Annotated in this window: 27 protein-coding genes and 1 riboswitch; of the genes, 13 read left to right on the forward strand and 14 right to left on the reverse strand. The window is 74.8% G+C overall.

Annotation, left to right across the window (positions count from 1 at the left end):
- Nucleotides 1-872, forward strand: an 872-nt coding sequence (locus ACI8AP_RS20310; RefSeq protein WP_456591181.1) for an HNH endonuclease signature motif containing protein, incomplete at its 5' end; no start/stop codon positions are given.
- A 10-nt stretch (nt 873-882) separates the two neighbouring features.
- Here the strand turns inward: ACI8AP_RS20310 and ACI8AP_RS20315 are convergent.
- From ACI8AP_RS20315 to ACI8AP_RS20325, 3 genes are read right to left on the reverse strand one after another with little or no spacing between them, the layout of a single operon-like run.
- Nucleotides 883-1,506, reverse strand: a complete 624-nt coding sequence (locus ACI8AP_RS20315) for an alpha/beta hydrolase family protein (protein ID WP_456591182.1) — start codon at nt 1,504-1,506, stop codon at nt 883-885.
- Nucleotides 1,503-2,174 carry an HAD-IA family hydrolase gene (locus ACI8AP_RS20320; protein ID WP_456591183.1) on the reverse strand — a complete coding sequence of 224 codons (672 nt, stop codon included), beginning with the start codon at nt 2,172-2,174 and terminating at the stop codon, nt 1,503-1,505. The genes ACI8AP_RS20315 and ACI8AP_RS20320 overlap by 4 nt, the downstream gene beginning before the upstream one ends.
- Nucleotides 2,171-2,848 (reverse strand): DedA family protein, encoded by a 678-nt coding sequence (locus ACI8AP_RS20325; protein ID WP_456591184.1) that lies wholly within the window; start codon nt 2,846-2,848, stop codon nt 2,171-2,173. The genes ACI8AP_RS20320 and ACI8AP_RS20325 overlap by 4 nt, the downstream gene beginning before the upstream one ends.
- A 71-nt stretch (nt 2,849-2,919) precedes the next feature.
- Between ACI8AP_RS20325 and ACI8AP_RS20330 the strand changes: the two genes are divergently transcribed.
- Nucleotides 2,920-4,218, forward strand: coding sequence for an amidohydrolase family protein (locus ACI8AP_RS20330; RefSeq protein ID WP_456591185.1), 1,299 nt, complete (start codon nt 2,920-2,922; stop codon nt 4,216-4,218).
- Between the two features lie 2 nt (nt 4,219-4,220).
- On the opposite strand, the gene ACI8AP_RS20335 is transcribed toward ACI8AP_RS20330, so the two are convergent.
- Complete coding sequence (locus ACI8AP_RS20335) at nt 4,221-4,616, reverse strand: hypothetical protein (RefSeq protein WP_456591186.1); 396 nt, start codon at nt 4,614-4,616, stop codon at nt 4,221-4,223.
- A gap of 239 nt (nt 4,617-4,855) precedes the next feature.
- On the opposite strand from ACI8AP_RS20335, the gene ACI8AP_RS20340 reads away from it, so the two are divergent.
- Together ACI8AP_RS20340 and ACI8AP_RS20345 are read left to right on the forward strand one after the other, a co-directional pair.
- Nucleotides 4,856-5,212, forward strand: coding sequence for a metalloregulator ArsR/SmtB family transcription factor (locus ACI8AP_RS20340; protein ID WP_456591187.1), 357 nt, complete (start codon nt 4,856-4,858; stop codon nt 5,210-5,212).
- On the forward strand, nt 5,209-5,694 hold the full coding sequence (locus ACI8AP_RS20345; protein WP_456591188.1) for an SRPBCC family protein: 486 nt from the start codon (nt 5,209-5,211) through the stop codon (nt 5,692-5,694). The genes ACI8AP_RS20340 and ACI8AP_RS20345 overlap by 4 nt, the downstream gene beginning before the upstream one ends.
- A gap of 19 nt (nt 5,695-5,713) precedes the next feature.
- Here the strand turns inward: ACI8AP_RS20345 and ACI8AP_RS20350 are convergent, their stop codons facing one another.
- Entirely contained in the window at nt 5,714-6,517 is an 804-nt protein-coding gene (locus ACI8AP_RS20350) for an MBL fold metallo-hydrolase (RefSeq protein ID WP_456591189.1), read from the reverse strand.
- A gap of 62 nt (nt 6,518-6,579) precedes the next feature.
- On the opposite strand from ACI8AP_RS20350, the gene ACI8AP_RS20355 reads away from it, so the two are divergent.
- From ACI8AP_RS20355 to gdhA, 6 genes are all read left to right on the forward strand, one after another.
- On the forward strand, nt 6,580-8,094 hold the full coding sequence (locus ACI8AP_RS20355; protein WP_456591190.1) for a TldD/PmbA family protein: 1,515 nt from the start codon (nt 6,580-6,582) through the stop codon (nt 8,092-8,094).
- Nucleotides 8,091-9,479 carry a metallopeptidase TldD-related protein gene (locus ACI8AP_RS20360; RefSeq protein WP_456591191.1) on the forward strand — a complete coding sequence of 463 codons (1,389 nt, stop codon included), beginning with the start codon at nt 8,091-8,093 and terminating at the stop codon, nt 9,477-9,479. Before ACI8AP_RS20355 ends, ACI8AP_RS20360 begins: the two co-directional genes overlap by 4 nt.
- A gap of 232 nt (nt 9,480-9,711) precedes the next feature.
- On the forward strand, nt 9,712-10,014 hold the full coding sequence (locus ACI8AP_RS20365; protein ID WP_456591192.1) for a hypothetical protein: 303 nt from the start codon (nt 9,712-9,714) through the stop codon (nt 10,012-10,014).
- A gap of 50 nt (nt 10,015-10,064) precedes the next feature.
- On the forward strand, nt 10,065-10,553 hold the full coding sequence (locus ACI8AP_RS20370; protein WP_456591193.1) for a hypothetical protein: 489 nt from the start codon (nt 10,065-10,067) through the stop codon (nt 10,551-10,553).
- A 177-nt stretch (nt 10,554-10,730) separates the two neighbouring features.
- Nucleotides 10,731-11,759: a C40 family peptidase gene (locus ACI8AP_RS20375; RefSeq protein ID WP_456591194.1), complete on the forward strand. Its 1,029-nt coding sequence runs from the start codon at nt 10,731-10,733 to the stop codon at nt 11,757-11,759.
- 77 nt (nt 11,760-11,836) lie between these two features.
- Nucleotides 11,837-13,186, forward strand: a complete 1,350-nt coding sequence (gene gdhA, locus ACI8AP_RS20380) for an NADP-specific glutamate dehydrogenase (RefSeq protein ID WP_456591195.1) — start codon at nt 11,837-11,839, stop codon at nt 13,184-13,186.
- Here gdhA and ACI8AP_RS20385 read toward each other — a convergent pair.
- A complete protein-coding gene (locus ACI8AP_RS20385) occupies nt 13,183-14,217 on the reverse strand; it encodes a uroporphyrinogen decarboxylase family protein (protein WP_456591196.1) in 1,035 nt (344 codons plus the stop codon). The genes gdhA and ACI8AP_RS20385 overlap by 4 nt on opposite strands.
- Nucleotides 14,218-14,280: 63 nt before the next feature.
- Between ACI8AP_RS20385 and ACI8AP_RS20390 the strand changes: the two genes are divergently transcribed.
- A complete protein-coding gene (locus ACI8AP_RS20390; RefSeq protein ID WP_456591197.1) occupies nt 14,281-14,814 on the forward strand; it encodes a gamma carbonic anhydrase family protein in 534 nt (177 codons plus the stop codon).
- Here ACI8AP_RS20390 and ACI8AP_RS20395 read toward each other — a convergent pair whose 3' ends face one another.
- From ACI8AP_RS20395 to ACI8AP_RS20430, 8 genes are all read right to left on the reverse strand, one after another.
- A complete protein-coding gene (locus tag ACI8AP_RS20395) occupies nt 14,815-16,014 on the reverse strand; it encodes a cysteine desulfurase-like protein (protein WP_456591198.1) in 1,200 nt (399 codons plus the stop codon).
- Nucleotides 16,015-16,023: 9 nt separating this feature from the next.
- A complete protein-coding gene (locus ACI8AP_RS20400; protein ID WP_456591199.1) occupies nt 16,024-17,091 on the reverse strand; it encodes a threonine aldolase family protein in 1,068 nt (355 codons plus the stop codon).
- A 25-nt stretch (nt 17,092-17,116) separates the two neighbouring features.
- Nucleotides 17,117-17,695, reverse strand: coding sequence for a YdeI/OmpD-associated family protein (locus ACI8AP_RS20405; RefSeq protein ID WP_456591200.1), 579 nt, complete (start codon nt 17,693-17,695; stop codon nt 17,117-17,119).
- A 41-nt stretch (nt 17,696-17,736) separates the two neighbouring features.
- Entirely contained in the window at nt 17,737-18,813 is a 1,077-nt protein-coding gene (metX, locus tag ACI8AP_RS20410) for a homoserine O-acetyltransferase MetX (protein ID WP_456591201.1), read from the reverse strand.
- Nucleotides 18,814-18,815: 2 nt separating this feature from the next.
- On the reverse strand, nt 18,816-20,108 hold the full coding sequence (locus ACI8AP_RS20415) for a bifunctional o-acetylhomoserine/o-acetylserine sulfhydrylase (protein WP_456591202.1): 1,293 nt from the start codon (nt 20,106-20,108) through the stop codon (nt 18,816-18,818).
- A 42-nt stretch (nt 20,109-20,150) separates the two neighbouring features.
- A riboswitch (SAM riboswitch) is annotated at nt 20,151-20,266 on the reverse strand.
- A gap of 87 nt (nt 20,267-20,353) precedes the next feature.
- Nucleotides 20,354-20,869, reverse strand: a complete 516-nt coding sequence (locus ACI8AP_RS20420) for a hypothetical protein (RefSeq protein ID WP_456591203.1) — start codon at nt 20,867-20,869, stop codon at nt 20,354-20,356.
- Complete coding sequence (locus ACI8AP_RS20425) at nt 20,866-21,762, reverse strand: mechanosensitive ion channel family protein (protein ID WP_456591204.1); 897 nt, start codon at nt 21,760-21,762, stop codon at nt 20,866-20,868. The genes ACI8AP_RS20420 and ACI8AP_RS20425 overlap by 4 nt, the downstream gene beginning before the upstream one ends.
- 109 nt (nt 21,763-21,871) lie before the next feature.
- A complete protein-coding gene (locus ACI8AP_RS20430) occupies nt 21,872-22,669 on the reverse strand; it encodes a thioesterase family protein (protein WP_456591205.1) in 798 nt (265 codons plus the stop codon).
- 213 nt (nt 22,670-22,882) lie between these two features.
- On the opposite strand from ACI8AP_RS20430, the gene ACI8AP_RS20435 reads away from it, so the two are divergent.
- Together ACI8AP_RS20435 and ACI8AP_RS20440 are read left to right on the forward strand one after the other, a co-directional pair.
- Nucleotides 22,883-23,329, forward strand: a complete 447-nt coding sequence (locus tag ACI8AP_RS20435) for an STAS domain-containing protein (RefSeq protein ID WP_456591206.1) — start codon at nt 22,883-22,885, stop codon at nt 23,327-23,329.
- 43 nt (nt 23,330-23,372) lie between these two features.
- Nucleotides 23,373-24,344, forward strand: a complete 972-nt coding sequence (locus tag ACI8AP_RS20440) for an EamA family transporter (protein WP_456591207.1) — start codon at nt 23,373-23,375, stop codon at nt 24,342-24,344.
- The last annotated feature ends 94 nt before the right edge of the window (nt 24,345-24,438 follow it).

The raw sequence follows: 24,438 nt of genomic DNA on the forward strand, positions 1-24,438 counted from the left end.
CCCGGGCCTGCCGGCACGCCGTCGACGCCCACGCCCGCGCCGCCAAGGACGCCGGCGATGCCCGGCCGATCGGCATGCTGCGCACCGGAGCCCTCATCGATCTGCTGCTGCGCCCCTGGCAGCAGCAACCGGCGGTGACCGCGCACCTGACCGTGGTCGCACCGCTGCCCGCGCTCACCCCGGCGGGTTTCCTCGCCTCTAATGCATCACTGCCGGCCGCGTTCACCGACACAGCGCGGGAAGCGGCCGCAGGCGGCCCGCCCGCGCCGGTGGGGGAGGTGGACGGGGAGCCGATCACCGCCGCCCACCTGCGCGAACTACTCGCCGCCCTGGATGCCGCAGGCGTGCAGGCCCCACCCGGCGGCAGCCTGCAGATCGCGCTCACCGACGCCACCGGAAGACTGCGGGCGGTCACCGGCCGCGCCGAGCTGGAGAAGCTGGCCACCCGCGGCTGCCCCGACCACCCCGACCACCCCGACCAGGCGTGCGGCTGCCCGCTGCTCGGCCCACCGGGTCCGGTGGACCGCTACCGGCCCTCGGCCGCCCAGCAACGCTTCCTCGCAACGCGGGATCGCACCTGCCGGCACCCCGGCTGCACCGTGCCCGCCGGCTGGGCCGACCTCGACCACGTCCTCCCGCACGCCGACGGCGGCGCCACCGCCTGCGAGAACCTGTGCTGCCTGTGCCGCCACCACCACCGGCTCAAGACCTTCGCCCCCGGCTGGACCCACACGCTCAGCGACGACGGCGTCCTCACCGTCATCACCCCCACCGGGGTCAGCCGCACCAGCCGACCACCCGGCTATCGCGTCCTCACCGCACCACCGCAACCACCACCGCCACCACCGGCGGAGGACCCACCACCGTTCTGACCCCGAGCGGTCAGCCCGGGAGCACCTCGGCGAGCCAGGAGGCGGCGGCCGCGCCGACGAGGTCCGGGTTCTTCTTCAGCGAGTGGTCACCGGGGACGGCGTACACCGATGCGCTGCCCCGGCCGGTCAGCACCGCGGCCACCTCGGCCGGCGAACCGAACGCGTCCCGCTCGCCCTGCACCACGACGACCGGGACGGTCACGCCCGCGAGCTCGTCCGCCCGGCTCTTCTCCGGCCGGCCCGGCGGATGGAGCGGGAACGCCAGCGCGAGCACGCCGTCGGCGCCGACCTGTCCCGCGGTGCGGCAGGCCACCCGCGCCCCGGCGCTGCGCCCCCCGACCACGAGCGCACCGGTCAGGTGCCCCGACCCCGAAAGGTGCGCCAGCACCGCCCGCCAGCCCTCGTCCAGGCGGGCCGGCGCCGGGGCGATCTTCTTCCCCGCCACGCGCCACGGTTGCTCGATGCGCAGCACCCGCCACCCGCCCTCGGCGGCGTCGCGGGCGACCGCCTGCAGGTCGGCCGAGTCGGCCCCACCCCCGGCCCCGTGCCCGAGCAGCAGCGTCCCGCGGGCTCCGCCGTCGGTCAGGTGGGCGCGGGCCGGGCCGTGCGGCGTCCCGATGTCGAAGGCGGTCACCGCGGCGGGAGGGCCAGCAGCGCGTCCACCGCGCCGGGGAGGTCAGGGGCGGCGACGTCGGGCTCGCCGTACACCGCGGGGAACACCCGCTCGCTCCGGGGGAACCACGCGCCGGTGAGCCCCGCCCGCTGCGCGCCCAGCACGTCCCAGCCGTGCGCGGCGACGAGCGCCATCCGCTCCGGCGCCACGTCGCAGACGCCGGCCGCCCACAGGTACACCTCCCGTGACGGCTTCCAGGCGCGGATGGTCTCGCTCGTCATGCTGCGCTCCACCAGCGGCGTGATCCCGCCCCGCTCCAGCCCCGCCTCGGCCACGCCGGGCGAGCCGTGGGACAGCGTGACGACCCGGACCCCGGCCTCGGCCAGCCGGCGCAGCGCGGGCTCGACGTCGGGGTGCGGCGCGAGCTCCCCGAAGGCGTCGGCCACGGTCGCGCGCTGGTCGGCCGACAGACCGCTCTCCTGGGCCAGCGCGGCGTCGAAGGCGTCCCGGAACCGGCACCACGAACCGACGGCGGCCGCCGCGAAGCCGGTGAGCAGCGTGCGGGCGAACACGGTGCCCAGCAGCGCCTCGGGCTCCCCTGACTCGACCAGGGTGGCACGGACGGGCGCGAGGTCCAGCAGGGTCTCGTTGACGTCGAAGGCGACGACCTCGGGGCGATGCCGGATCACGATGTCGGGTCCCAGTCCTCGTCCAGGTGCTTCCCGGCCTGCGGGGGCCGGCGCATCCTCCCGGTGGCCTTCTTGTAGACGAACCAGGAGACGCCCAGCACCACGGCGGCCACGACCACGTAGTCCAGGTACCGCAGGTTCTCGTAGATGAAGTCGCCGGCCGCCACGCCCAGGGTGACCAGGACGGTGTTCCAGATCAGGCTCCCCGCCGCGGTGAACAGCAGGAACTGCCCCAGCGGCATCCGCACCACCCCGGCGGGCACCGAGATGAAGCTGCGCACGATCGGCACCATGCGGCCGAGGAAGACCGCAGCGCGGCCGTGCCGCTCGAACCAGGCGAAGGTCCGGTCGACGTCCTCGGTCTCCACCAGGGGCAGCCGGTCGAGGAAGGCGTGCGACCGGCGTGGCCCGAGCGCCCGCCCGACGTAGTAGAAGAAGATCGCGCCCAGCAGCGAGCCCAGGGTGGCGAAGATGATCACCGGGACGATCGACATCCGGCCGTCGTTGATGAGCACGCCCGCCAGGCCGAGGACCGCCTCGCTCGGGATGGGCGGGACGACCGTCTCGAGGAGGATCGACAGCCCGACCCCGACCGGCCCGAGGGTCTCGACCAGGTCCAGCAAGAAGCCGGTGATGCCACCCTCGTCGGAGGCCGCAGCGGCGAGGAACGACATGGGCTCCACGGTATCGGCGCCCTCCGCCCGCCGCCGCGCCCCTGGGCCGGCGCGGAGCTAGGTTCGGGACCATGCGGCAGCGCTTCACCGCCCGGGCACTCGTCGTCGGCGACCGCGCCGGGACGGTCGTCCCCGACGGCGTCCTGGACGTCGCGGACGGTGCGATCGCGTGGGTCGGGCCGGCCACCGAGGCGCCCCCGGTCGAGGACGCCGACGTCGTCGCGCTGCCCGGGGTGCTCACCCCCGGCCTGGTCAACGCCCACTCGCACGCGCCGATGGTGCTGTTCCGCGGGCAGGGCGAGGGGCTGCCGCTGGACCGCTGGCTGCGCGAGGTCATGTGGCCGCGCGAGAGCCGGCTCACCCCGGAGGACGTCGAGGTCGCGATGACCGCGGCGTCGGCGGAGCTGCTCGGCAACGGCGTCACCACCAGCGTGGAGATGTACTTCCACCCCGAGCGGATCGCCGCCGCCGTCACCACCACCGGTGCCCGGGCGGTCGTCGCCACGCCGCTGCTGGCGCTCCCGGGCATGCCGCCGATGGCCGAGCAGCTCGGCGCCGCCGTGGCCCTCGCCGCCGGCGCGCCCGGCGACGGGACGATCGAGTACGGCATCGGCCCGCACGCGGCCTACACCGTTCCGCTCCCCGTGCTCGCCGACGCCGCACGGGCCGCCCGCGAGCACGAGCTGCTGCTGCACCTGCACGTCGCCGAGACCGCCACCGAGGGCGCCGACCTGCTGGCCGCGCACGGGCTGTCGGTGCCCGCGCTGCTCGCCTCCTACGACGTCCTCGGTGGCCGGGTGCTCGCCGCGCACTGCGTGCACATGGACGACGGCGACCTCGAGCTGTGGCAGGAGTACGACGTCGCCGTCGCCCACTGCCCGGCCAGCAACGCCAAGCTCGCCAGCGGCATCGCGCCGGTGCGCACGATGCTCGACCGCGGCATCCGGGTGGGGCTGGGCACCGACGGCCCCGCGTCCAACGACTCCCTGGACCTCTTCGCCGACCTGCGGCTGGCCGCGGGGATGGCGCGGCTGCGTGAGCGGTCGGCGACGGCGCTGACGGCGGCCGAGGCGTTCTGGCTGGCCACCGGGGGAGCGGCCGACGCCCTCGGCCGCCCGGACCTGGGTCAGCTGGCCCCCGGCCGGCGGGCCGACCTGGTGCACGTCGACACCCGGGACCTGGTGTTCGAGCCGGTCGGCGACCCGGCCGACGTGCTGGCGCACCTGGTGTGGTCCGGCGCGGGGCGGCACGTCCGCGACGTGTGGGTGGGCGGCCGCCCCGTCGTGCGCGACGGTGCCTCGACCACGGTCGACGTGGCGGCGCTGCGTGCCGACGTCGCTGCCCGCGCCGCCCGGCTCGCGGTGGGCTGAGCTCAGCCCGCCGCGGCCTGCAGGTCGTCGCCGGTCCAGGTGTAGAGCCGGTCGCCGAGGACGACGGTCACCCAGCCCTCGCAGAGCTGCGCCTCGTCGCCCAGATCGGGCCAGTTCCTGCCGCCGTCGAAAGGCATGCCCACCTGGGGGAGCGCGGTGCAGTCCGCCGGCGGTCGAGCTCCCTCGTCCAGCGTCATCTCCGCCCGCACGCTGCCGGAGTCGTCGCCGGCGGCCTCGCCGGGTCGGACGACGGTGACGTCGTGCCCCACCGGGCGGGTCCAGCCCGGCACGTCCCCGCGCGGGGCGTCGTCGGCGTCGGCGTGGTCCGACGTCTCGGTGTGACCCTGCAGCTCCGCCAGCATCGCCCCGGGCCCGTCCACGCCCGTCGGCATGGTCACCACGATCCCTGCCACGGCCACCGCGCCGACGCCACCACTCCGGCCACCGTCCCGAGCACTGCCTTCTTCGTGTCCATGGGGGGAGCGTCGGTCCTCCCGCCGTCAGCGCGCGTCGGTCGCCGGGCTGATCCGCACCTCCGCCCTCGGGCAGACGACACATTCCTCAACCGACGGGTTGACAGAGCTCGGAGGTGCGGCCTAGCGTCTTCGTCAACCGAGAGGTTGAGAAAGGATGTGACGTGGTGGCGGATCCGCTCTCCCGGGTGTTCTCGGCCCTGGCCGACCCCACCCGGCGGGACATCGTGGCGCGGCTCGCGGTCGGCGACGCCACGGTGGGCGAGCTCGCCGCGCCCTACGACGTGACCGTCCAGGCCGTCTCCAAGCACCTGAAGGTGCTGGAGGACGCCGGCCTGGTGAGCCGGAGCCGGGAGGCGCAGCGCCGCCCGGTGCACCTCGAGGCCGAGGTCTTCGACCTCATGACGAAGTGGATCGAGCGCTACCGGCGCCAGGCCGAGGAGCGCTACCGCCGGCTGGACGACGTCCTGCGATCGATGCCGGACGCCCCCGCCCCGTCCCAGGAAGGAAGCCCCTCATGACCACGAGCACCCACCGCGGGACCCAGATCGCCGCCGATCCGGACGTCCCGCTCATCCGCATCACGCGGGAGTTCGACGCGCCGCGGGAGAAGGTCTTCCGCGCCCACACCGAGCCCGACCTGGTCGTCCAGTGGCTCGGCCCGCGGGGCCTCGAGATGACGATCGACCGCTACGACTGCCGGACGGGTGGTTCCTACCGCTACGTCCACAGCCAGGAGGGCGAGGAGTACGCCTTCTACGGCAGCTTCCACGAGGTGCGCCCCGATGAGCTGATCGTGCAGACGTTCACGTACGAGGGCATGCCCGACGAGGTCGTCCTGGAGAGGCTGCGCCTGGAGGACCTCGGCGACGGCCGCACCCGGCTGACCACGACCTCGCTGTGCGACTCCTTCGCCGGCCGCGACGCGATGCTCGCGAGCGGCATGGAGGTCGGCGTGAACGAGGGCTACGAGAAGCTCGACGACCTGCTCGCCCGCAGCTGACCCGCACGCGGCGGGACGGTCAGGCGCGCAGGCTGATCGTCTCGCCGCGGTGGGCGGGGCGGACCGTGCCGGGCAGCTCGCGGCGGGCCACCTCGGCGACGAAGTCCCCGAGCGGGCTCTTGAACAGCGAGTAGTCGTCGTAGTGCACCGGCACGGTGACCGGCGGCTTCAGCAGCTCCACCAGGTCCGCGCCCTGGCGGCCGTCCATCGTGACGGTCAGCCCGAGCACCTTGGTGCCGCCCAGGTGCGGGATGACGACGTCCAGCGGGCCGCAGCGCTCGAGCACCTCGCCGAGGAACGGCCGGTACAGGGTGTCGCCGCTGATGTAGCCCCGCCAGCTGACCTCCCCGTCGCGCACCAGCTCCAGCACGCTGCCCATCACCTGCGGCAGCACCCGGGCCAGGGGGCCGGGGCCGTGCACGCCCGGCACGGAGGTCACCCGCAGCTCCTCGTCGTCGCGGGCGAACGTGTGCGTCTGCCAGGGCCGCAGGTCGGCGGTGCCGGTGAAGCCCCGGTCGGCCAGGCACTTCGACGCCTCCGGCGTGGTGACGACCGGCGTCTCCTTGGGCAGCGCCTTGGTGGCGATCCGGTCCCAGTGGTCGCCGTGCATGTGCGAGAGCAGGATGCCGTCCAGCTCCGGCAGCTGGGCCGGCAGCAGGGCCGGGTCGGTGAGCCGCTTGCTGCGCAGCCCGTACCCCAGGTGCGCCCGCTGCCCGCGGTGCAGGAAGTTCGGGTCGGTGAGCAGCGTGAACCCCCCGATCCGCAGCAGCATCGTCGCGGTGCCGCCGAAGGTCATGGTCACGTCGTCCGCAGCCCGGTCCATGCGCAGGCGCTTACCCCGGGCGCCCCACCTCACCCGTGCCCGGGCGCTGGTAGACAGGGGCGGTGCCCGTTCGCCGCACGATCGACGAGTCGTTCCTCGCCCTCCCGCTGTCCGCGCTCACCGACGCCGCGCTGACCCGCGCCATCGACCTCGGGTGCTCGCACGCCGACCTGCGGGTCGAGCGCATCCGCACCCAGGCGATCAGCCTGCGCGACGCCCGCCCCGAGGCCTTCACCGACGGGGAGGACCTCGGCCTGGCCGTCCGCGTGGTGCACGAGGGCACCTGGGGGTTCGCCGCCGGCGTCGTCCTCACCGCCGCCGAAGCCGTCCGCCTCGCCGAGGAGGCCATCGCGGTGGCGCGGGTGGCCGCCGCGCTGAACTCCGACCGCGTGGAACTGGCCCCGGAGCCGGCGTACCCGGACGCCGAGTACGTCTCCGCCTACGACGTCGACCCGTTCACCGTGCCGGACGCCGAGAAGACGGCGCTGCTCACCGACCTGTCGGAGCAGCTGCTGGCCGGCGACGGCGTCGAGCACGTGCAGGCCACCTGCATGCTGGTCAAGGAGCAGAAGTACTACGCCGACACCGCCGGCACCCGCACCCGCCAGCAGCGGGTGCGCATCAACCCCGACCTGACCGCGCTCACCGTGGACCGGTCCACCGGGTCCTTCGAGAGCATGCGCACCCTCGCCCCGCCGGCCGGCCGCGGGTGGGAGTATCTCACCGGCACCGGCTGGGACTGGCGCGGGGAGCTGGCGGAGATCCCCGAGCTGCTGCGCGAGAAGACCAAGGCGCCCACGGTCACGGCGGGCCGCTACGACCTCGTCGTCGACCCCTCGAACCTGTGGCTGACCATCCACGAGTCCGTCGGCCACGCCACCGAGCTGGACCGGGCGCTCGGCTACGAGGCGGCCTACGCCGGCACGTCCTTCGCCACGTCCGACCGGCTGGGCACGCTTCGGTACGGCTCCCCGCTCATGGACGTCACCGGGGATCGCACCGCACTGCACGGGCTGGCCACCGTCGGCTGGGACGACGAGGGCGTGGCCGGCCAGCAGTGGGACATCGTCCGCGACGGCGTGCTCGTGGGCTACCAGGTGGACCGGAACATGGCCCGGCTGCAGGGCATGGCGCGCTCCAACGGCTGCGCCTACGCCGACTCGCCGGGGCACGTCCCCGTGCAGCGGATGGCGAACGTGTCGCTGCAGCCGGTGCCCGGCGGCCCCTCCACCGGGGAGATCATCGCCGGGGTCGAGCACGGCATCTACGTCGTCGGCGACAAGAGCTGGTCGATCGACATGCAGCGCTACAACTTCCAGTTCACCGGCCAGCGCTTCTACCGGATCGAGAACGGCCGGCTCGCCGGCCAGGTGCGCGATGTCGCCTACCAGGCGACGACGACGGACTTCTGGGGCTCGATGACGGCGGTCGGCGGCCCGCAGACCTACGTCCTGGGCGGCGCGTTCAACTGCGGCAAGGCGCAGCCCGGCCAGACGGCGGCGGTCAGCCACGGCTGCCCGACCGCCCTGTTCGAGGGCGTGGCGATCCTCAACACGGTCGAGGAGGCCGGGCGATGAGCTACCAGCGGCCCCAGGACGTCGTCGAGCAGGCGCTGGCCGCCTCGACCGCCGACGGGCAGGTCACCGTCGTCGTCGAGGGGTCCGAGGCGAACCTGCGCTGGGCCGGCAACAGCCTGACCACCAACGGGGCGATGCGGTCGCGCTCGGTCGTGGTGATCTCCTTCGTCGATGGCGGCGCCGGGATGGCGGCCGGCACCGTGAGCCGTTCGGGCGCCCCGGATGTCGCCGAGCTGGTGCGGATGAGCGAGCAGGCCGCCCGGGACGCCGGGCCGGCCGAGGACGCGATGCCGCTGATCGCCGACACCCCGCCCGGAGCCGGCGACTGGGACGCCGAGCCCGCGCAGACCTCGATCGAGGTGTTCACCGAGTTCGCCCCGGCGCTCGGCCAGGCCTTCGGCGAGGCGGGTGACCGCGGCGAGCTGCTCTTCGGCTTCGCCGAGCACTCGATGCGCACCACCTACCTGGGCAGTTCCACCGGGCTGCGGCTGCGCCACGACCAGCCGACGGGGCGGGTGGAGCTCAACGGCAAGACGCCCGACTTCGGCCGCTCGGTGTGGGCCGGCACCGGCACCCGGGACTTCACCGACGTCTCGGTGGCCGCCCTTGCCGCCGACGTGCAGCGGAAGCTGGCGTGGTCCCGGCGACGGGTCGACCTCCCGGCCGGCCGCTACGAGACGCTGCTCCCGCCGTCGGCGGTGGCCGACCTGATGATCTACCTCTACTGGACGATGGAGGCGCGGGACGCCGACGAGGGCCGCAACGTCTTCGCCCGGACCGGCGGGGGCAACCGCACCGGCGAGCGGCTGGCCGCCCTGCCGCTGACGCTGCGCAGCGACCCGTCCGCCCCCGGTCTGGAGGCGGCACCCTTCCAGGTGGTGGGCGCGTCGTCGGGTTCGGCGTCGGTGTTCGACAACGGCATGGCGGCGCCGGCGGTGGACTGGATCTCCGGCGGGGTGCTCACCAACCTGATCCGCCCGCGGGCCTGGGCGCTGAAGACCACCGCCCCGGTCACCGTCGCCGTGGACAACCTGATCCTCGAGGACCCGACCGCCACGGCCTCCCTCGACGAGATGGTGGCCGCGACCGACAGCGGGCTGCTGCTCACCACTCTCTGGTACATCCGCGAGGTCGACCCGCAGACCCTGCTGCTCACCGGACTCACCCGCGACGGCGTCTTCCTGGTCGAGAACGGCGAGGTGACCGGTGCGGTGAACAACTACCGGTTCAACGAGTCCCCGGTCGACCTGCTCGCACGGGCGGTGCAGGCCGGCCGCACCGAGCGCACCCTGCCGCGGGAGTGGAACGACTGGTTCACCCGCACCGCGATGCCGCCCCTGCGGGTGCCGGACTTCAACATGAGCAGCGTCAGCCCCGCCAGCTGAGCCCTCCCCGGCGGGTCGGGGCCGTTCCGTCACAGTTCCGCCAAGTCGATCTCGCGCACGCTGGCGGAAACTGACGGGGACGTCGTGTGTTCATCGAACTACGCTCAGTTGCGATACCTGAGCGAGCGGATCGCTTTACCCAGACCCGGGTTCTGCCGAAACCTCTCGTAGCTCGATGACCGAGTACCGCACGCGAGCCCCGCTCCCACGGGGCTGTCGAGGGGAGGACTCCGTGACCAGGAGTCGCAAGCCGTCCGTCTTCCAGGTGGGCAAGGTCCGCGACGACGGGTACACCGTCGTCATCTCCGGCTGGGGGCTGGGCCTCTGCGCCGCCGCCTGCGCCTGCCACCGTCACCCGTCGGCCGGCCACCTCGCCATCGCCGAGGACCAGGCCGGTGGCTCCATCGGTCTGGTCAGCTTCCGCGAGGGCGGCTGCGACTGCTGCGAGCCGTGGACCTCCGAGGAGCTCTCGGCGATCCTGCGCGACTTCCAGGCCCTGGCCGGCCTCCAGGTGCAGGAGCCCCTCGCCGGCTGAGCGAAGACCCCGGGTTCGGAGGCGGCCCCGCGGGTAGATGCGGTCCCGTGATGGGACGCGCTGCCCTGCGGGGCGCACTCGCCGGCCTGGCCGGCGTCGCCGTGATGACCCTGGGCGAAAAGGCCGAGCAGGCCCTAACCGGCCGCCCGGACAGCTACGTGCCGGCGCGCACGCTCGCGGCGGTGAGCACCGGCCGGCGCCTGCCCGGCTCGGCCCGGCCGCCGGTCCGCAACCACCTCATGCACTGGGGCACCGGCGCGGCCGTCGGGGCGCTGCGCGGCATCTGGGCCGCCAGCGGGCTGCGCGGTCCGCGCGCGTCGGCCTGGCACACCTCCGTCCGGCTGGCCACCGACCAGACGCTGGAGAACGCCAGCGGTGTCGGTTCCCCGCCCTGGACCTGGTCCCGTCGCGACCAGGTCGTCGACGTCGCCCACAAGGCCGTCTACTCCTTCGTGACCGGCGCCGTCGCCGACCGTCTCGTCCCGCTCGCGCCCGACCGGCTGCCGGACGGCACCGCGGCGGGCCCGCGCCGTCGCTGAGACCCCACCCTCGTGGCGGTGGGCCCCTCCTGGGGCGCGTGTGACTCAGGAGGTGAACCCGGGGCCGGTCACCCGCGCGCCCCCCGCTACTCGTCGACAACAGCTCCCTACGGTCCGTTCTGACGCGCATGGTTGCGGCCCCTTCCCCGGGCCCGGCGCAGGTGATCGGAGGCCAGGGTGCACACGCAGCACACGACCACCCGTCGCCGCTCGCGTGCCGTCCTCGCGGTCGGCGCCGTGCTGGTGGCGGCAGCGACGGGCGTTCTCACCCCCACGGCGGCCTCGGCCGCGCCGGGCTCCGCGGCCGAGGCCGCCGAGCTGGTGCGCAAGACCGCCCAGGAGCTCACCGTCATCGACGAGCAGGTGCACGAGGCCCGGCTGACCGTCGCCGAGCAGCAGCGGATCGCCGAGGAGGCCGCCGCCCACGCGGCCACGGCCCAGGCCGCCGTCGCCGCGTTCGAGCCGCAGATGCGGGCCATCGCGCACACCGGGTACACCGGCAAGACGCGGTCGCGGGTGGCCGCGTTCCTCACCAGCGGCTCGGCTGACGAGCTCGTCCAGCAGATGACGACGCTGGACCTGATCGCCGACCACACCAACGGCGTCATCGCCCAGGTGGCCGCCGCCCAGGCCGCAGCGGAGCAGGCCCAGGCCACCGCCGACCAGGCCGCGGCGGCGGCGAAGGCCGGGCTCGAGCAGGTCACCGCCCAGCAGGCCGAGCTCGAGAAGCAGATCGCCGACCACCGCGCCGACTACGCCCGGCTCTCGGCCGCCGAGCAGGCCCGGGTCGCGACCGCGCTGGCCGGGCCGGCCCTCGCCACGCCGTCGGCCGGCAGCCTTCCCGACGCTCCCAGCGGTGCCGCGGCGGCGGCCGTGCAGGCCGCACTCGGCCAGGTGGGCGACCCCTACGTCTGGGGCGCCTCGGGCCCCGACGGCTTCGACTGCTCCGGCCTGACGTCCTACGCCTACGCCGCCGCCGGCATCTCTCTCCCGCACAGCAGCCGCGCGCAGTCCCAGCTCGGCCGCGAGGTGCCGCGGTCGGAGCTCCAGCCCGGCGACCTCGTCTACTTCTACTCGCCGGTCAGCCACGTGGGCCTCTACATCGGCAACGGCATGATGGTGCACGCCCGCACCTTCGGCCGGCCGGTCGCCGTCACCAGCGTCGACCAGAACGGGTACCGGGGCGCCCGCCGCCTCGTCGGCTGACGGCCCCCGGCCCGGCGCGCGGCGCCGCCGCGACGTACGTTGCCCCTGCACGGCGACGGACGGCGAGGAGGCCGGAGATGAGCGGCGAGGTACCGGCCACGGTGCTGGGCATCTACGACGAGGTGCTGCGGCGCAACCCTGGCGAGACGGAGTTCCACCAGGCCGTCCGCGAGGTCCTGGAGTCGCTCGCCGTGGTGCTCGACCGGCACAGCGAGTACACCGAGATGAAGACCGTGGAGCGGATCTGCGAGCCGGAGCGGCAGATCATCTTCCGCGTCCCGTGGCAGGACGACCGCGGCGAGGTGTGGATCAACCGCGGCTTCCGCGTGGAGTTCAACTCCGCGCTCGGCCCCTACAAGGGTGGGCTGCGGTTCCACCCCTCGGTGAACCTGGGCATCGTCAAGTTCCTGGGCTTCGAGCAGATCTTCAAGAACGCCTTGACCGGCATGCCCATCGGCGGCGGCAAGGGCGGCTCCGACTTCGACCCCAAGGGCCGGTCGGACGCCGAGATCATGCGGTTCTGCCAGTCGTTCATGACCGAGCTGTACCGGCACCTCGGCGAGTACACCGACGTCCCCGCCGGTGACATCGGCGTGGGCGCGCGGGAGATCGGCTACCTTTTCGGCCAGTACAAGCGGATCACCAACCGCTACGAGTCCGGTGTGCTCACCGGCAAGGGGCTCGGCTGGGGTGGCGCGCTGGTCCGCACCGAGGCCACCGGGTACGGCGCCGCCTTCTTCGCCGACGCCATGATGCGGGCCCGCGGGGAGTCCTTCGACGGCCGGCGGGTCGTCGTGAGCGGGTCGGGCAACGTGGCCGTCTACGGCATCGAGAAGGTGCACCAGCTGGGCGGCACCGTCGTCGCCTGCTCCGACTCCGGCGGCTACGTCGTGGACGACGCCGGCATCGACCTCGACCTGCTCAAGCAGGTCAAGGAGGTCGAGCGTGGGCGGGTGGCCGACTACGCGGAGCGCCGGGCCTCGGCGAGCTTCGTGCCCGGCGGCAGCATCTGGGACGTGCCGTGCGACGTCGCCGTCCCCAGCGCCACGCAGAACGAGCTGGACGGCGACGCCGCCGCCGTCCTCGCGCGCAACGGCTGCCGGTACGTGGTGGAGGGCGCAAACATGCCCGCCACCCCGTCGGCGGTGAAGGTGTTCCGGGAGGCGGGCGTCGGCTTCGCCCCCGGGAAGGCGGCCAACGCCGGCGGCGTCGCGACCTCCGCGCTGGAGATGCAGCAGAACGCCTCGCGCGACCGCTGGACCTTCGAGCACAGCGAGGCGCGGCTCGAGGAGATCATGCGGGACATCCACGCCCGCTGCCACGAGACCGCCGAGGAGTACGGCTCACCGGGTGACCTGGTGCTCGGTGCCAACGTGGCCGGGTTCCTCCAGGTGGCCGAGGCGGTGCACGCGCACGGCTTGATCTAGAGCTCGGCGCGCAGCAGCTCCGCGGCGAGGGCGAGCGAGCGCATCTTGCCGACCGCGGACTCCCGGGGCAGGTACTTCAGCCCGCAGTCGCTGGTGAGCACCAGGCGGGCGACGTCCACGTCGTCCAGCGCGCGGCGCACCCGGTCGGCCACGACCTCGGGGGTCTCGACCTCCGGCGTGGACAGGTCGAGGACCCCCAGGGCGATGCCCTTGCCGCGCAGCGGCCGCAGCGTGGCCGGGTCGAGGTGCGACTGCGCCGTCTCGACGGCGACGGTGTCGACGGGGGTGTCGGCGAGCTCGGGGAGGAACGAGTAGCCGGTGGGGCGCTCGGAGACCATCGCCGCGTAGCCGAAGCACAGGTGCAGGTGCACCGGACCCGGCGCGCCCTCCACCGCGCGGGTCACCGCCTCGGCCCCGTACTCGCGCGCGACCTCGGGGCGGGCCTGCAGCCACGGCTCGTCGATCTGCACGATGTCGGCCCCGGCGGCGAAGAGATCGGCGATCTCCGCGCGGACGACGTCGGCGTAGGCCAGGGCCAGTGCGCGGCCGTCGCCGTAGTGGTCGTCCTGCGCCTGCTGCGCCATGGTGAAGGGGCCGGGGACGGTGATCTTGACGGTCCGCTCGGTGTGCGCCCGCAGGAAGCGCACGTCGTCGGCCTGGATCGGGGCGGGCCGGGTGATCGCGGCCCGCACCCGCGGCACCGGGATCGGCTTCCCGGACCGGTTGAGCACGGTGCCGGGGTCGTCGACGTCGACGCCGGTCAGCGCGGTCGCGAAGTGGTTGGAGTACGACTCCCGCCGGATCTCGCCGTCGGTGACGATGTCCAGCCCGGCCTCCTCCTGCGAGCGGATCGCCAGCCGGGTCGCGTCGTCCTGCGCCTCGGCCAGCAGGTCCGGCGCCACCCGCCACAGCTCCCGTGCGCGCACCCGGGGCGGGAACTGGTGGGCCAGCCGGTCTCGGTCGATGAGCCAGCCGGGCTGGGGCAGGCTCCCCACGATCGACGTGGGCAACGGGGGGAGGTGCGCGGGCATGCCGGGAAGTCTGCCGGGAGTGCGACCGGTGCGCGCAGCCCGGGGCTGTGCTGAGGTGGGCGGGTGGACGACGCATTCATCGGAGCCCTGGAGTTCGGCGAGCCGCGGATCGACGAGGCCGCGTTCGTGGCGCCGACGGCGGTGGTGGTGGGCGCGGTGACGATGGGCCCGCGGTCGAGCATCTGGTACGGCGCCGTCGCCCGGGCCGACGCCGAGGTCATCGAGATCGGCGCCGACTCGAACATCCAGGACGGCTGCGCACTGCACTCCGACCCCGGCTTCCCCCTGGTCGTGGGGGAGCGCGTCTCGGTGGGGCACCGGGTGGTGCTGCACGGCTGCCGCATCGACGACGAGGTGCTCGTGGGCATGGGCAGCGTGATCATGAACGGCGCGCACATCGGCTCCGGGTCGATCGTCGCCGCCGGCGCCGTCGTCACCCAGGGCAAGGTCTTCCCGCCGCGTTCGCTCATCGCCGGCGTCCCCGCGAAGGTGCTGCGCGAGGCCACCGACGACGACCAGCTGCACATCCAGGGCAACGCGATCAGCTACACCGACCGGCTGGACTCCGCCCGCCGGGTCCGCCGGCTCCAGGGCTGATCAGGTCGCGAGCCACTCCCGCAGCCCGGTGAGCAGACGGTCGACGTCGTCGGCGTCGCTGTAGGGGGCCAGCCCGGCCCGCAGGCCGCCGGTGTCGCCGAGCCCGAGCCAGCGGCTGGCCTCGATCGCGTAGAAGTGCCCGGCCGGCGCGTTGACGCCCCGACCGGCGAGGAACCGGTAGGCGTCGGCGGGATCGCGGTCGGCGAAGGTCAGCAGCAGCGTCGGGGTGCGGTGCGCCGCCCGCGACCACAGCCGGACGCCCGGCAGCTCCGCCAGCCCGGCCTCCAGGCGCTCCCGCAGCCGGTCCTCGTGCTCCTCGATCGCGAGCATCGCCGCGGCCAGCCGCTCCCGGCGCCGCCCGGAGCCCCCGAGGCCGGCCAGGAAGTCCACCGCCGCCGTCGTCCCGGCCAGCAGCTCGTAGGGCAGCGTGCCGAGCTCGAAGCGCTCGGGCACCGCGTCCGTCGACGGCAGCAGCTTGGCCGGGCGCAGGGTGGCCAGGAACGCGGGATCGGCGGCGAGCACGCCGCAGTGCGGGCCGAGGAACTTGTACGGCGAGCAGAGGAAGACGTCGGCGCCCAGCGCCCGGACGTCGACCGGCGCGTGCGCGGTCAGGTGCACGCCGTCGACGACGAGCAGCGCGCCGGCCGCGTGCACCCGCCCGGCGATCGCGGCCAGGGGCGGTCGGGTGCCGATCAGGTTCGACGCCCCGGTCACCGCCACCACGCGGGTGCGGTCGGTCAGCACCGCCGCGACGTCGTCGGCGGTCAGCTCCCCGGTGGCCGGGTCGAAGGCGGCCCACCGCACCGTCGCGCCCGCGCCCTCGGCGGCCCGCACCCAGGGCCGGATGTTCGCGTCGTGGTCGAGCCGGGTCACCACCACCTCGTCGCCGGGGCCCCAGCCCGCGGCGAGGGTGCGGGCGAGGTCGAAGGTGAGCGCGGTGGCGCTGCGCCCGAACACGACGCCGGTGGGGTCGGCGCCCAGCAGGTCCGCCATCGCCAACCGTGCGGCCAGCACCGTCTCGTCGGCGAACCGCTCCGCGGCGGTGACGGCGCCGCGGTTGCTGATCGGCGCGGTCAGCGTCGCCGCGACCGCGCGGCCCACCTGCTCGGGCACCTGGGTGCCGCCGGGGCCGTCGAAGTGCGCGGTGCCGCTCGCCAGCGACGGGAAGGAGGCGCGGAGCGCGGCGACGTCGAGGCTCACGGCCCGACGCTAGCCGCGGCCGGCCAGTGCGGCGATGGCGGCCCGGATCTCCGGGACGTCCAGGGCCAGCGTCGCGTCGCCCACCGGCAGCTCCACCCGCACGACGGCGGGGTCGCCGGTGGGCATCGCCTGCGGCCAGGTCCACAGCCCGTCGACGGCCAGCGCTCGGGCCGCGGCGGTGAAGGCCTCCGGCGTCGTGCGCAGCAGCAGGTGCAGCATCGGCGTCTCCGGCGGATCGGGGACGACGGTGACACCCGGCAGGTCGCGGACGGCGTCGGCCACCTCGCGGGCGCGCGCCAGGTAGGCGGGCATCAGCGGCAGCCGCCGGCGCAGGCAGGCCAGCGCCGACGCCGCGCCCGGCCACATCCCGAACAGGGTGCCGCCCAGCCGCCGGCGCCACTCCCGGACCTCCGCGACGACGTCGGCCGGGCCGGCCAGGCAGCAGCCGGCCAGCGCGCCGATGCCCTTGTAGAAGCTGACGTAGACGGTGTCGAACAACCCGGCGATCTCGGCCGGCGTGCGGTCGTAGCCGGCCGAGGCCTCCCACAGCCGGGCGCCGTCCAGGTGCGCCGCGGCGCCGCGCTCCCAGGCCCAGGCCACCTGCGCGGCCAGGTCGTCCCACGGCGGCAGCCGCCCGCCCAGATCGCGCTGGGGCAGCTCCACCAGCAGCGCGGCAGGCAACTCGGCGACCGCGTCCAGATCGGTGCGCAACAGCGGCCCGTACCGGTTCCCCGCCGGGCGCAGCACCATGCCGTGCAGCCGCTCGAACGCCTGCTCCTCGTGCCGGATCAGGTGGCTCTCGGGGTGGCAGACGACGGTGCGCCGGCCGCGACGGTCCGCGTGCACGCGCAGCGCCGCCTGCTGCGCCATGACCCCGCTGGGCAGGTACGCCGCCGCCGGCAGGCCGAGCAGCCCGGCGACCTCGGCCTCCAGCTCGGCCACCACCCCGCCCTCGCCGTACCGGTCCGGGGCGGTGCCGGGCGGGACCGTGGCCAGCAGGTCGGCCGGCCGCCACTCGCCGTGCCCGGTCAGCGCGCGGGTGCAGGCCTCGCGCAGCGCGAGGAGGTCGTCGTCCACCCGGGAAGTCTCGCCCGCCGGGTGGTCAGTGGAAGCGGCGCCCCTCGGCGAGCATCTGCACGGCGGCGGCGATCCGCTTGGCCCGGCCCGCCGGCGTGACGGCGGTGTGCACCCGCCACAGGACGGCGTAGCGGTTCTGGCCGTCGAGGGCGTCGAAGGCGGCCCGCGCGCCGGGCTGCGCGTCCAGGGCCGCGGCGAGGTCGTCGGGCACGGTGATGGTGGCCGCGCCCGGATAGGCGCGTGCCCACCGGCCGTCGGCCTGCGCGGCCGCCACGGCGGCCAGGCCCGCCGGGCGCATCCGGCCCTCGGCGGTCAGCCGCTCCACGGTGGCGACGTTCTTCTGCGACCACACGCTGCGCGCGCGGCGCGGGGTCAGCCGCAGCAGGTGGTAGGAGTCGTCCAGCCGCTGGCCGCGCCCGTCGATCCAGCCGAAGCACAGGGCCGACTCGACGACCTGCGCCGCGGTGACGGAGGGGATGCCCGAGCCCTTGCGGGCGATCTGCACGTAGAGCCCCGGGGCGGTGGCGTGGTGGGCCTCCAGCCAGGCCTCCAGGGCGGGCTGGTCGGCGAACGGCAGCATCGGCAGATCCGTCGGCGCGGGCACGGCCCCATCCTGGACCCGCGGTACGACGGGTTCCGGAGATGTCAGCCCGCCAGCAGCTCGCGCAGCAGCGCGTCCACCGCGGGGCCCTCGACGAGGAAGCCGTCGTGGCCGTACGGGGAGGAGATCAGCCGCAGCGGGACGCCGAGCGCGTCGGCCACCCGCTGCTGCTGCTCCGGGGGGTACAGCCGGTCGCTGTCCACGCCGGCGACGAGCGCGCGGGCGGTCACCCGGGCCAGCGCCGCCTCGACGCCGCCGCGGCCCCGGCCGACGTCCCAGCTGTTCATCGCCTCGGTGAGGAGCACGTAGCTGCCGGCGTCGAACCGGCCGGTCAGCTTCGCCCCGTGGTGCTGCAGGTAGGAGGCGACCGCGTAGCGGCCGTCCTCCTGCACCCGGGTGCCGAAGCGCGCCTCCAGCTCCGCCGCGCTGCGGTAGGTGAGGTGGGCGATCCGCCGGGCGACGTCCAGGCCGTCCGCCGGCGGGTCGGCGAGCGGGTAGTCCCCGCCCCGCCAGCGGGGGTCGGCCCGCACGGCCGCCTGCTGCGTGGTCTGGGTGCCGATCTGGTCGGCCGAGGCGACGGCGGTCGAGGCGAGGAAGAAGAGCGCGGCCACCCGGCCGGGGAACGCGACCGCCCACTCCAGCGCCCGCATACCGCCCATCGAGCCGCCGGCGACGCACGCCCAGCGCCGCACGCCGAGCGCGTCGGCCAGGGCCGCCTCGGCGCGCACCTGGTCGCCGACGGTCACCCCGGGGAAGCGTGACCCCCACGGGGCGCCGTCGGGGGCGGCCGACGACGGCCCCGTCGTCCCCTGGCAGCCACCGAGCACGTTGGCGCAGACGACGAAGAACCGCTCGGTGTCCAGGGCGGCACCCGGGCCGACCACGCCGCTCCACCAGCCGGGCGTCGGGTGGCCGGGCCCGGCCGGCCCGACGACGTGGCTGTCACCGGTGAGCGCGTGCTCGATCAGCACCGCGTTCCCGCCGTCGGGCGCGAGCGTGCCCCAGCACTCGTAGGCGATGCGCACGCCGGGCAGGCTCCCGCCGCGTTCCAGCTCGAACGGGCCGGGCAGGTCGAGGAACCGGCGGTCGCCCGCCGGGTCGCCCTCGACCCACCCGCCCACCGTCAGGCCGACTTGGCGGCGCGGAACCCGGCCTCCAGGTCGGCGAGGATGTCCTCGATGCCCTCCAGGCCGACGGCGAGGCGCACCAGACCCGGCGTGACCCCGGTGGTCAGCTGCTCCTCGGGCGTGAGCTGGGAGTGCGTCGTGGAGGCGGGGTGGATGACCAGGCTGCGCACGTCGCCGATGTTGGCGACGTGGCTGTGCAGCTCCAGCGCCTCCACGAACCGCTTGCCGGCCTCGACGCCGCCGTGCAGCTCGAAGGTGAGGACGGCGCCGGCTCCCTTCGGCGCGTACTTCTGCTGCGCCGCGTGCCACGGCGAGGACGCCAGCCCCGGGTAGTTCACCCGCTCGACGGCGTCGTGGCCCTCGAGGAACTCGGCCACCCGCTGCGCGTTGGCGACGTGCCGCTCCATGCGCAGCGACAGCGTCTCGATGCCCTGCACCACGAGGAAGGCGTTGAACGGCGAGACCGCCGGCCCCAGGTCGCGCAGCAGCTGCACCCGGGCCTTGAGCACGAACGCCGGCGCGCCGAGGTCGGCGTAGACGACCCCGTGGTACGTCGGGTCGGCGGTGGTGAACATCGGGTGCCGGCCGCCGGTCCAGTCGAACGTGCCGCCGTCGACGATGAGCCCGGCGATGACGGTCCCGTGGCCGCCGAGGTACTTGGTGGCCGAGTGGACGACGACGTCGGCGCCGAACTCCAGCGGGCGGATCAGGTACGGCGTCGCGATGGTGTTGTCGACGATCAGCGGGACGCCGTTGCGGTGGGCGACACCGGCGACGGTCTCGATGTCGAGGATGTCGCCCTTCGGGTTGCCGATCGACTCGGCGAAGAACGCCCGGGTGTTCTCCTGGACGAGGGACTGCCAGTTCTCCGGGTCGTCGGGGTCCTCGACGAAGGAGACGGTGATGCCCATCTTCGGCAGCGAGTGGTGCAGCAGGTTGTAGGTGCCGCCGTAGAGCGAGGCGGACGCCACGATGTGGTCGCCGGCCTCGGCGAGGTTGAGGATCGCCAGGGTCTCCGCGGCCTGCCCGGAGGCGACGGCGAGCGCGGCGACGCCGCCCTCCAGCGACGCGACGCGCTGCTCCAGCGCGTCCTGCGTCGGGTTCATGATCCGCGTGTAGATGTTGCCCATCTCGGCCAGCGCGAACAGGTCCGCGGCGTGCTGGGTGTCGCGGAACTGGTAGGCCGTCGTCGCGTAGATGGGCAGTGCCCGGGCACCGGTGGCCGGGTCCGGGCTCGTGCCGGCGTGGATCTGCCGGGTCTCGAAGCTCCAGCTCTGCGGGTCGGTCATGCGCCGTCTCCTCTCGCTCGCGGAGACCCGCGGCGCACGGGAGCTCCGTCCTTGCCGGGGGGCGGGCGCCTCCCGGCCGGCTCTTCCCCTGGAGCACCTCAGACGGAGTAGAGGTTGCCGGGCAGCCAGCCAGGTGCTTCGCGCTGCCTCTCAGGAGCCGAGGTGATCCTAGGACGCGCCGCAGGGGAGTGCGCGCCGCCCCCGTGGCGGGACGGATGTCCCACGTGAAACACCGGCCCCGTCGGTCACCCGGTCGGGGAGGCGGGGTCCGTCTCGTCGCCGGTGCCCCCCGTGTCGCCGGTCGGCTCCGGTCCGGTGGTCTCCGGAGCCGTCGTGGTCGGCTCGGTGGTCGGGGACGGCGAGTCGGTCGTCGGGGTGCTGGGCCGGGACGTCGTCGTCGGGGCCGGCTCCGTCTCCTCGGTGGTCGTCGGCTCCGTCTCCTCGGTGGTGACCGGCTCGGTCTCCTCGGCCTGCTCGGTGACCTGGCCCCGGGTGTCCGGCTCGCCGGGGGCCGGCGGCTTGACGTTGAGGTACAGCGCGAAGACGGAGACGAACAGCACGGCGAGCACGACCGTGGAGGTGCGCGCCCGGCCCAGGTGCTTGGGCACGGCCGACCACCAGCGGTGGCGCGGCGCCGCGGTCGTGCCGGTGGGCGCCCCGGCATCGGCGGCCGCGGCGGCGGGCGCCGTGCTGACGACGGGTTCGTCGGAGGCCCGGGCGGTGGCGTCGGTCGGGTCGCGGCGCTCGTCGGGGGCGGTCACGAAACCTCCTCCTGGACGGCGGTCGCGCCGTCCCGCGCCGCGACCGAGGTGGTGGGCTGCGGCACCTGCATGCCCTGGCTGCGGAAGGCCTGGACGATGCGCGCCCGCAGGTCGCGGCCGACCTCGAACTGCTTGCCGGGGAGCGTGCGGGCGACCACCCGTACGTTCACCTCGTCCAGGCCGAGGGTCTCCACCCCCATGACCGTGGGCGGGTCGAGCAGCAGCGGCCGCATCGCCGGGTCCCGGAACGCCTCCCGGCCCACCTCCCGCAGGATCTCGTTGGCCCGGTTCACGTCCACCGTGGTCGGCACCGGCACGTCGACGACGGCGCGCGCCCAGTCGCGGGACAGGTTCACGACCTTGACGATCTGGCCGTTGGGCACGGTCACGACCTCGCCGTTGGGCGAGCGCACCCGCGTGACGCGCAGGGTGACGTCCTCGACGGTGCCGTTCGCCGGGTCGCCACCGCCCACGACCTGGATGGAGACGACGTCGCCGAACCCGTACTGGCGCTCGGTGATGATGAAGAAGCCGGCCAGCACGTCACCGACGATGCGCTGGGCGCCGAAGCCCAGGCCCACGCCGAGCACCGTGGCAGGCGCGACCAGGCCGGTCACCGGGATGCCGAGCCGGTCGAGGATGAAGAAGACCGAGATCGAGTAGATGAGCACGACCGCCGCCCAGGTGAGCACCTGGGTCAGCGAGTGGCGGTGCTTGGCCGCCTCCGACCGGACCAGCGCGTCCCCGCCGGTGGAGTTCCGGTCGATCCGGTCGGTGATCTTGTCGCCCACCCAGCCGACGAAGCGGGCGAGCAGGACCGAGCCGAGGACGATCAGCACCACTTCGAGACCCCGCCCGGACAGCCAGTCCAGCACGTCTCTCAGCGCGTCCACGGGGCGGCACTCCGATCATCGGGGGAAGCGGCCTCTCCACCTTGCGCACCGCCGCCCGGCGATGCCAGCCCGACCCGCCGCCCAGTGCCGGTGGTGACGGAGACATCGCTCACGGCGTCTCCCGCGGCTCGACGAACAGCGACTGCGTGGACCGCCCGATCGGGCCGTCGACGTCGAAGAGGACCGCGAAGCACTGCGCCGCCCCGGTGCCGCCGTGCACGGTCTCGGCGGCCATCCCCAGCCACTCCCCGCGCGGGGGTCGGTGCAGCGCCACGGAGAGGTCGACGTTGGCGAACGTGGCGCGCGTCCAGTCGAGGCTGGCGGAGATGCCGCTCGCGGCGTCGGTCATGACCAGCAGGTGCTGCAGCGGCGTCATCGGCTCTCCGGCGACCAACTCGCACTCGGGGCGGGTCCAGGCCGTGGCCGGCCCCGGGCCGTTGAAGGTCCCCGCGGCGAACCGCCACTCCAGCGCCCGGTGGTAGGCGATCTCGGTGGTGAAGAACCCCGCCCGCTCGGGGCGGCTCTCCTCGGGTCCGGACGGCGCCGGGTGCGGCTGCCCGGTCGCCGGGGCGGCGTCGTCGCGGGAACGCATCCGCCAGGCCGACAGCCGCATGAGCGGGCGGTCGTCGCCGGTGTCGAGGACCGCCTCCACCAGCTCGATCCGCCGGCCGGGGCGGATCACCGAGGTGCGCACCCGCACCGGGCCGACCGGGACCGGCGCCAGGATGTCGTAGGCCAGCCGCACGGTCTGCCCGCCGACGATCCCGCCGGCCCGCTCGACGGCGCGCAGGAGCAGGGCGGCGGGCGGCCCCGCGTGCTGGTGGGCGGCGTCCCAGGGGCCGATGGTCAGGGCCGTGGCGGTGAATCCGTCGCCGTCGGGCAGGTAGAGGGCCTCGGGCACGTCCATGGACGGAAGTCTGTCGCCGTCGGTCGCCGCTCCGGGCGCCGGGTCTCCCGCGACGCCTCCGGTGCGTGCTGCCGCGGTGCCGCGCCGTCACAGCACGCCTGCCGGGCGTGGCTCTTCGGCCGATCCGGTATCGCAATCCGTTGTACCGCCGGACCGTCGTCCGTACGGTCCGCACGACGGGGGCAGCGACCGTCGGCACGAGGGGGAACACGGATGGTGCGGGCGCACGAGTGGGACATCAGCCGGCGGCTGTCCAGGCCACCCGGGGGGCGCCGACCGTGGTGGGTGTCGCACCCCGCTCCGGAGCCGGCCAGGCTCCGCCTGCAGTGGGAGGCGGCCGGCGGCCACGCCCTCGTCGTGGTGGACGGGGACATCGACCTGGTGACCGCGCCGCAGCTGGAGGCGTTCGTCGCCGAGCGCCCGCTCGCCGGCTGCACGGTCCTCGAGCTCGACCTCGGTGGCGTCCCCTCGATGGGCTCGGGGGGGCTCTCGGTGCTCATCGGCGTCCGCCGGTGGTGCCTCCAGCGCGGCATCGACCTGCTGCTGCGCAACGCCCAGCCCTCGGTGTGGCGGGTGTTCGAGGCGACGGGGCTGGACGCCGTCTTCACCGCCTCCGGTCGCGAGTCGCACCCGCCGGCGCACCAGCTCGCCCTCTTCTGAGCCGGTAGGTGTCTCGGCCGCGGTAGCCCGCTACCGTGCGCGCGTGCCCCGTACCGTCCGCCCCGGCCTCGGGTACGCGCTGACCCTCGCGGCGGCGGCGTTCTTCGCGGTCAACGGCACCGTCTCCACGCTCGCCCTCCAGGCCGGTCTCTCCGCGCCGCGGTTGACCGCGTTGCGGTGCACCGGCGCAGCCGTGGCCCTGCTCGCGGTCCTGCTGGTGGTGGCCCCGGGCCGGCTGCGGGTCGCCCGCCGGGAGCTTCCGCTGCTGGCGGTCCTCGGCGTCGTCGGGATCGCCATGACGCAGTACCTCTTCTACGTGGCCATCGGTCGCCTGCCCGTGGGCATCGCGCTCGTCTTCGAGTTCACCGGGACCGTGCTCATCGCCGTCTACGTGTGGCTCGTCCGCCGCGAGAAGGTGCGCCGCCGGGTGTGGGCGGCCCTGGTGCTGTCGTTGTCCGGGCTGGCCCTGGTGACCGAGATCTGGACCGGAGGCGGTTCGCTCGACGTGCTCGGCGTCGCAGCGGGCCTCGGCGCCGCCGTGGCTCTGGCGACCTACTACCTCATCGGCGAACGGGGCACCGTGTCGCGGGACCCCGTCACCCTCACCTGCTGGGCCTTCGTCGCCGCCGCCGTCTTCTGGGCGGTGGCCGCGCCGTGGTGGCAGTTCGATGCCGCGGTGCTCGGCCGCGACGTGCCCGTCTCGATCGGCTCCCTCGAGCTCCCGCTGTGGGTCCTGGTGGCCTGGATCGCGGTGATGGGCGCGGTCGTGCCGTTCGGGCTGTCGATCGCCGCCCTGCGCCACCTGCCGCCGACCGCGGCGGGGCTGGTGGCCACGGCGGAGCCGGTGTTCGCCTCCGTCGTCGCCTGGCTGTGGGTCGAGCAGGTCCTCACCGCCTGGCAGGTCGTGGGTGGCGCCGTCGTCCTCACGGGGATCGCGCTGGCGCAGACGGCGCGCACCGCGGTCCCGCCGACCGCGCCGCCCCTGCCGGAGAGCCCGGCCCCGCTGTCGAGGTGACCCGGAACCGCCGGCACCGGGGGGGGGGGGGGCGGGGGGGGGGGGGGGGGGGGGGGGGGGGGGGGGGGGGGGGGGGGGGGGGGGGGGGGGGGGG

Source organism: Blastococcus sp. SYSU DS1021 (assembly GCF_054050995.1).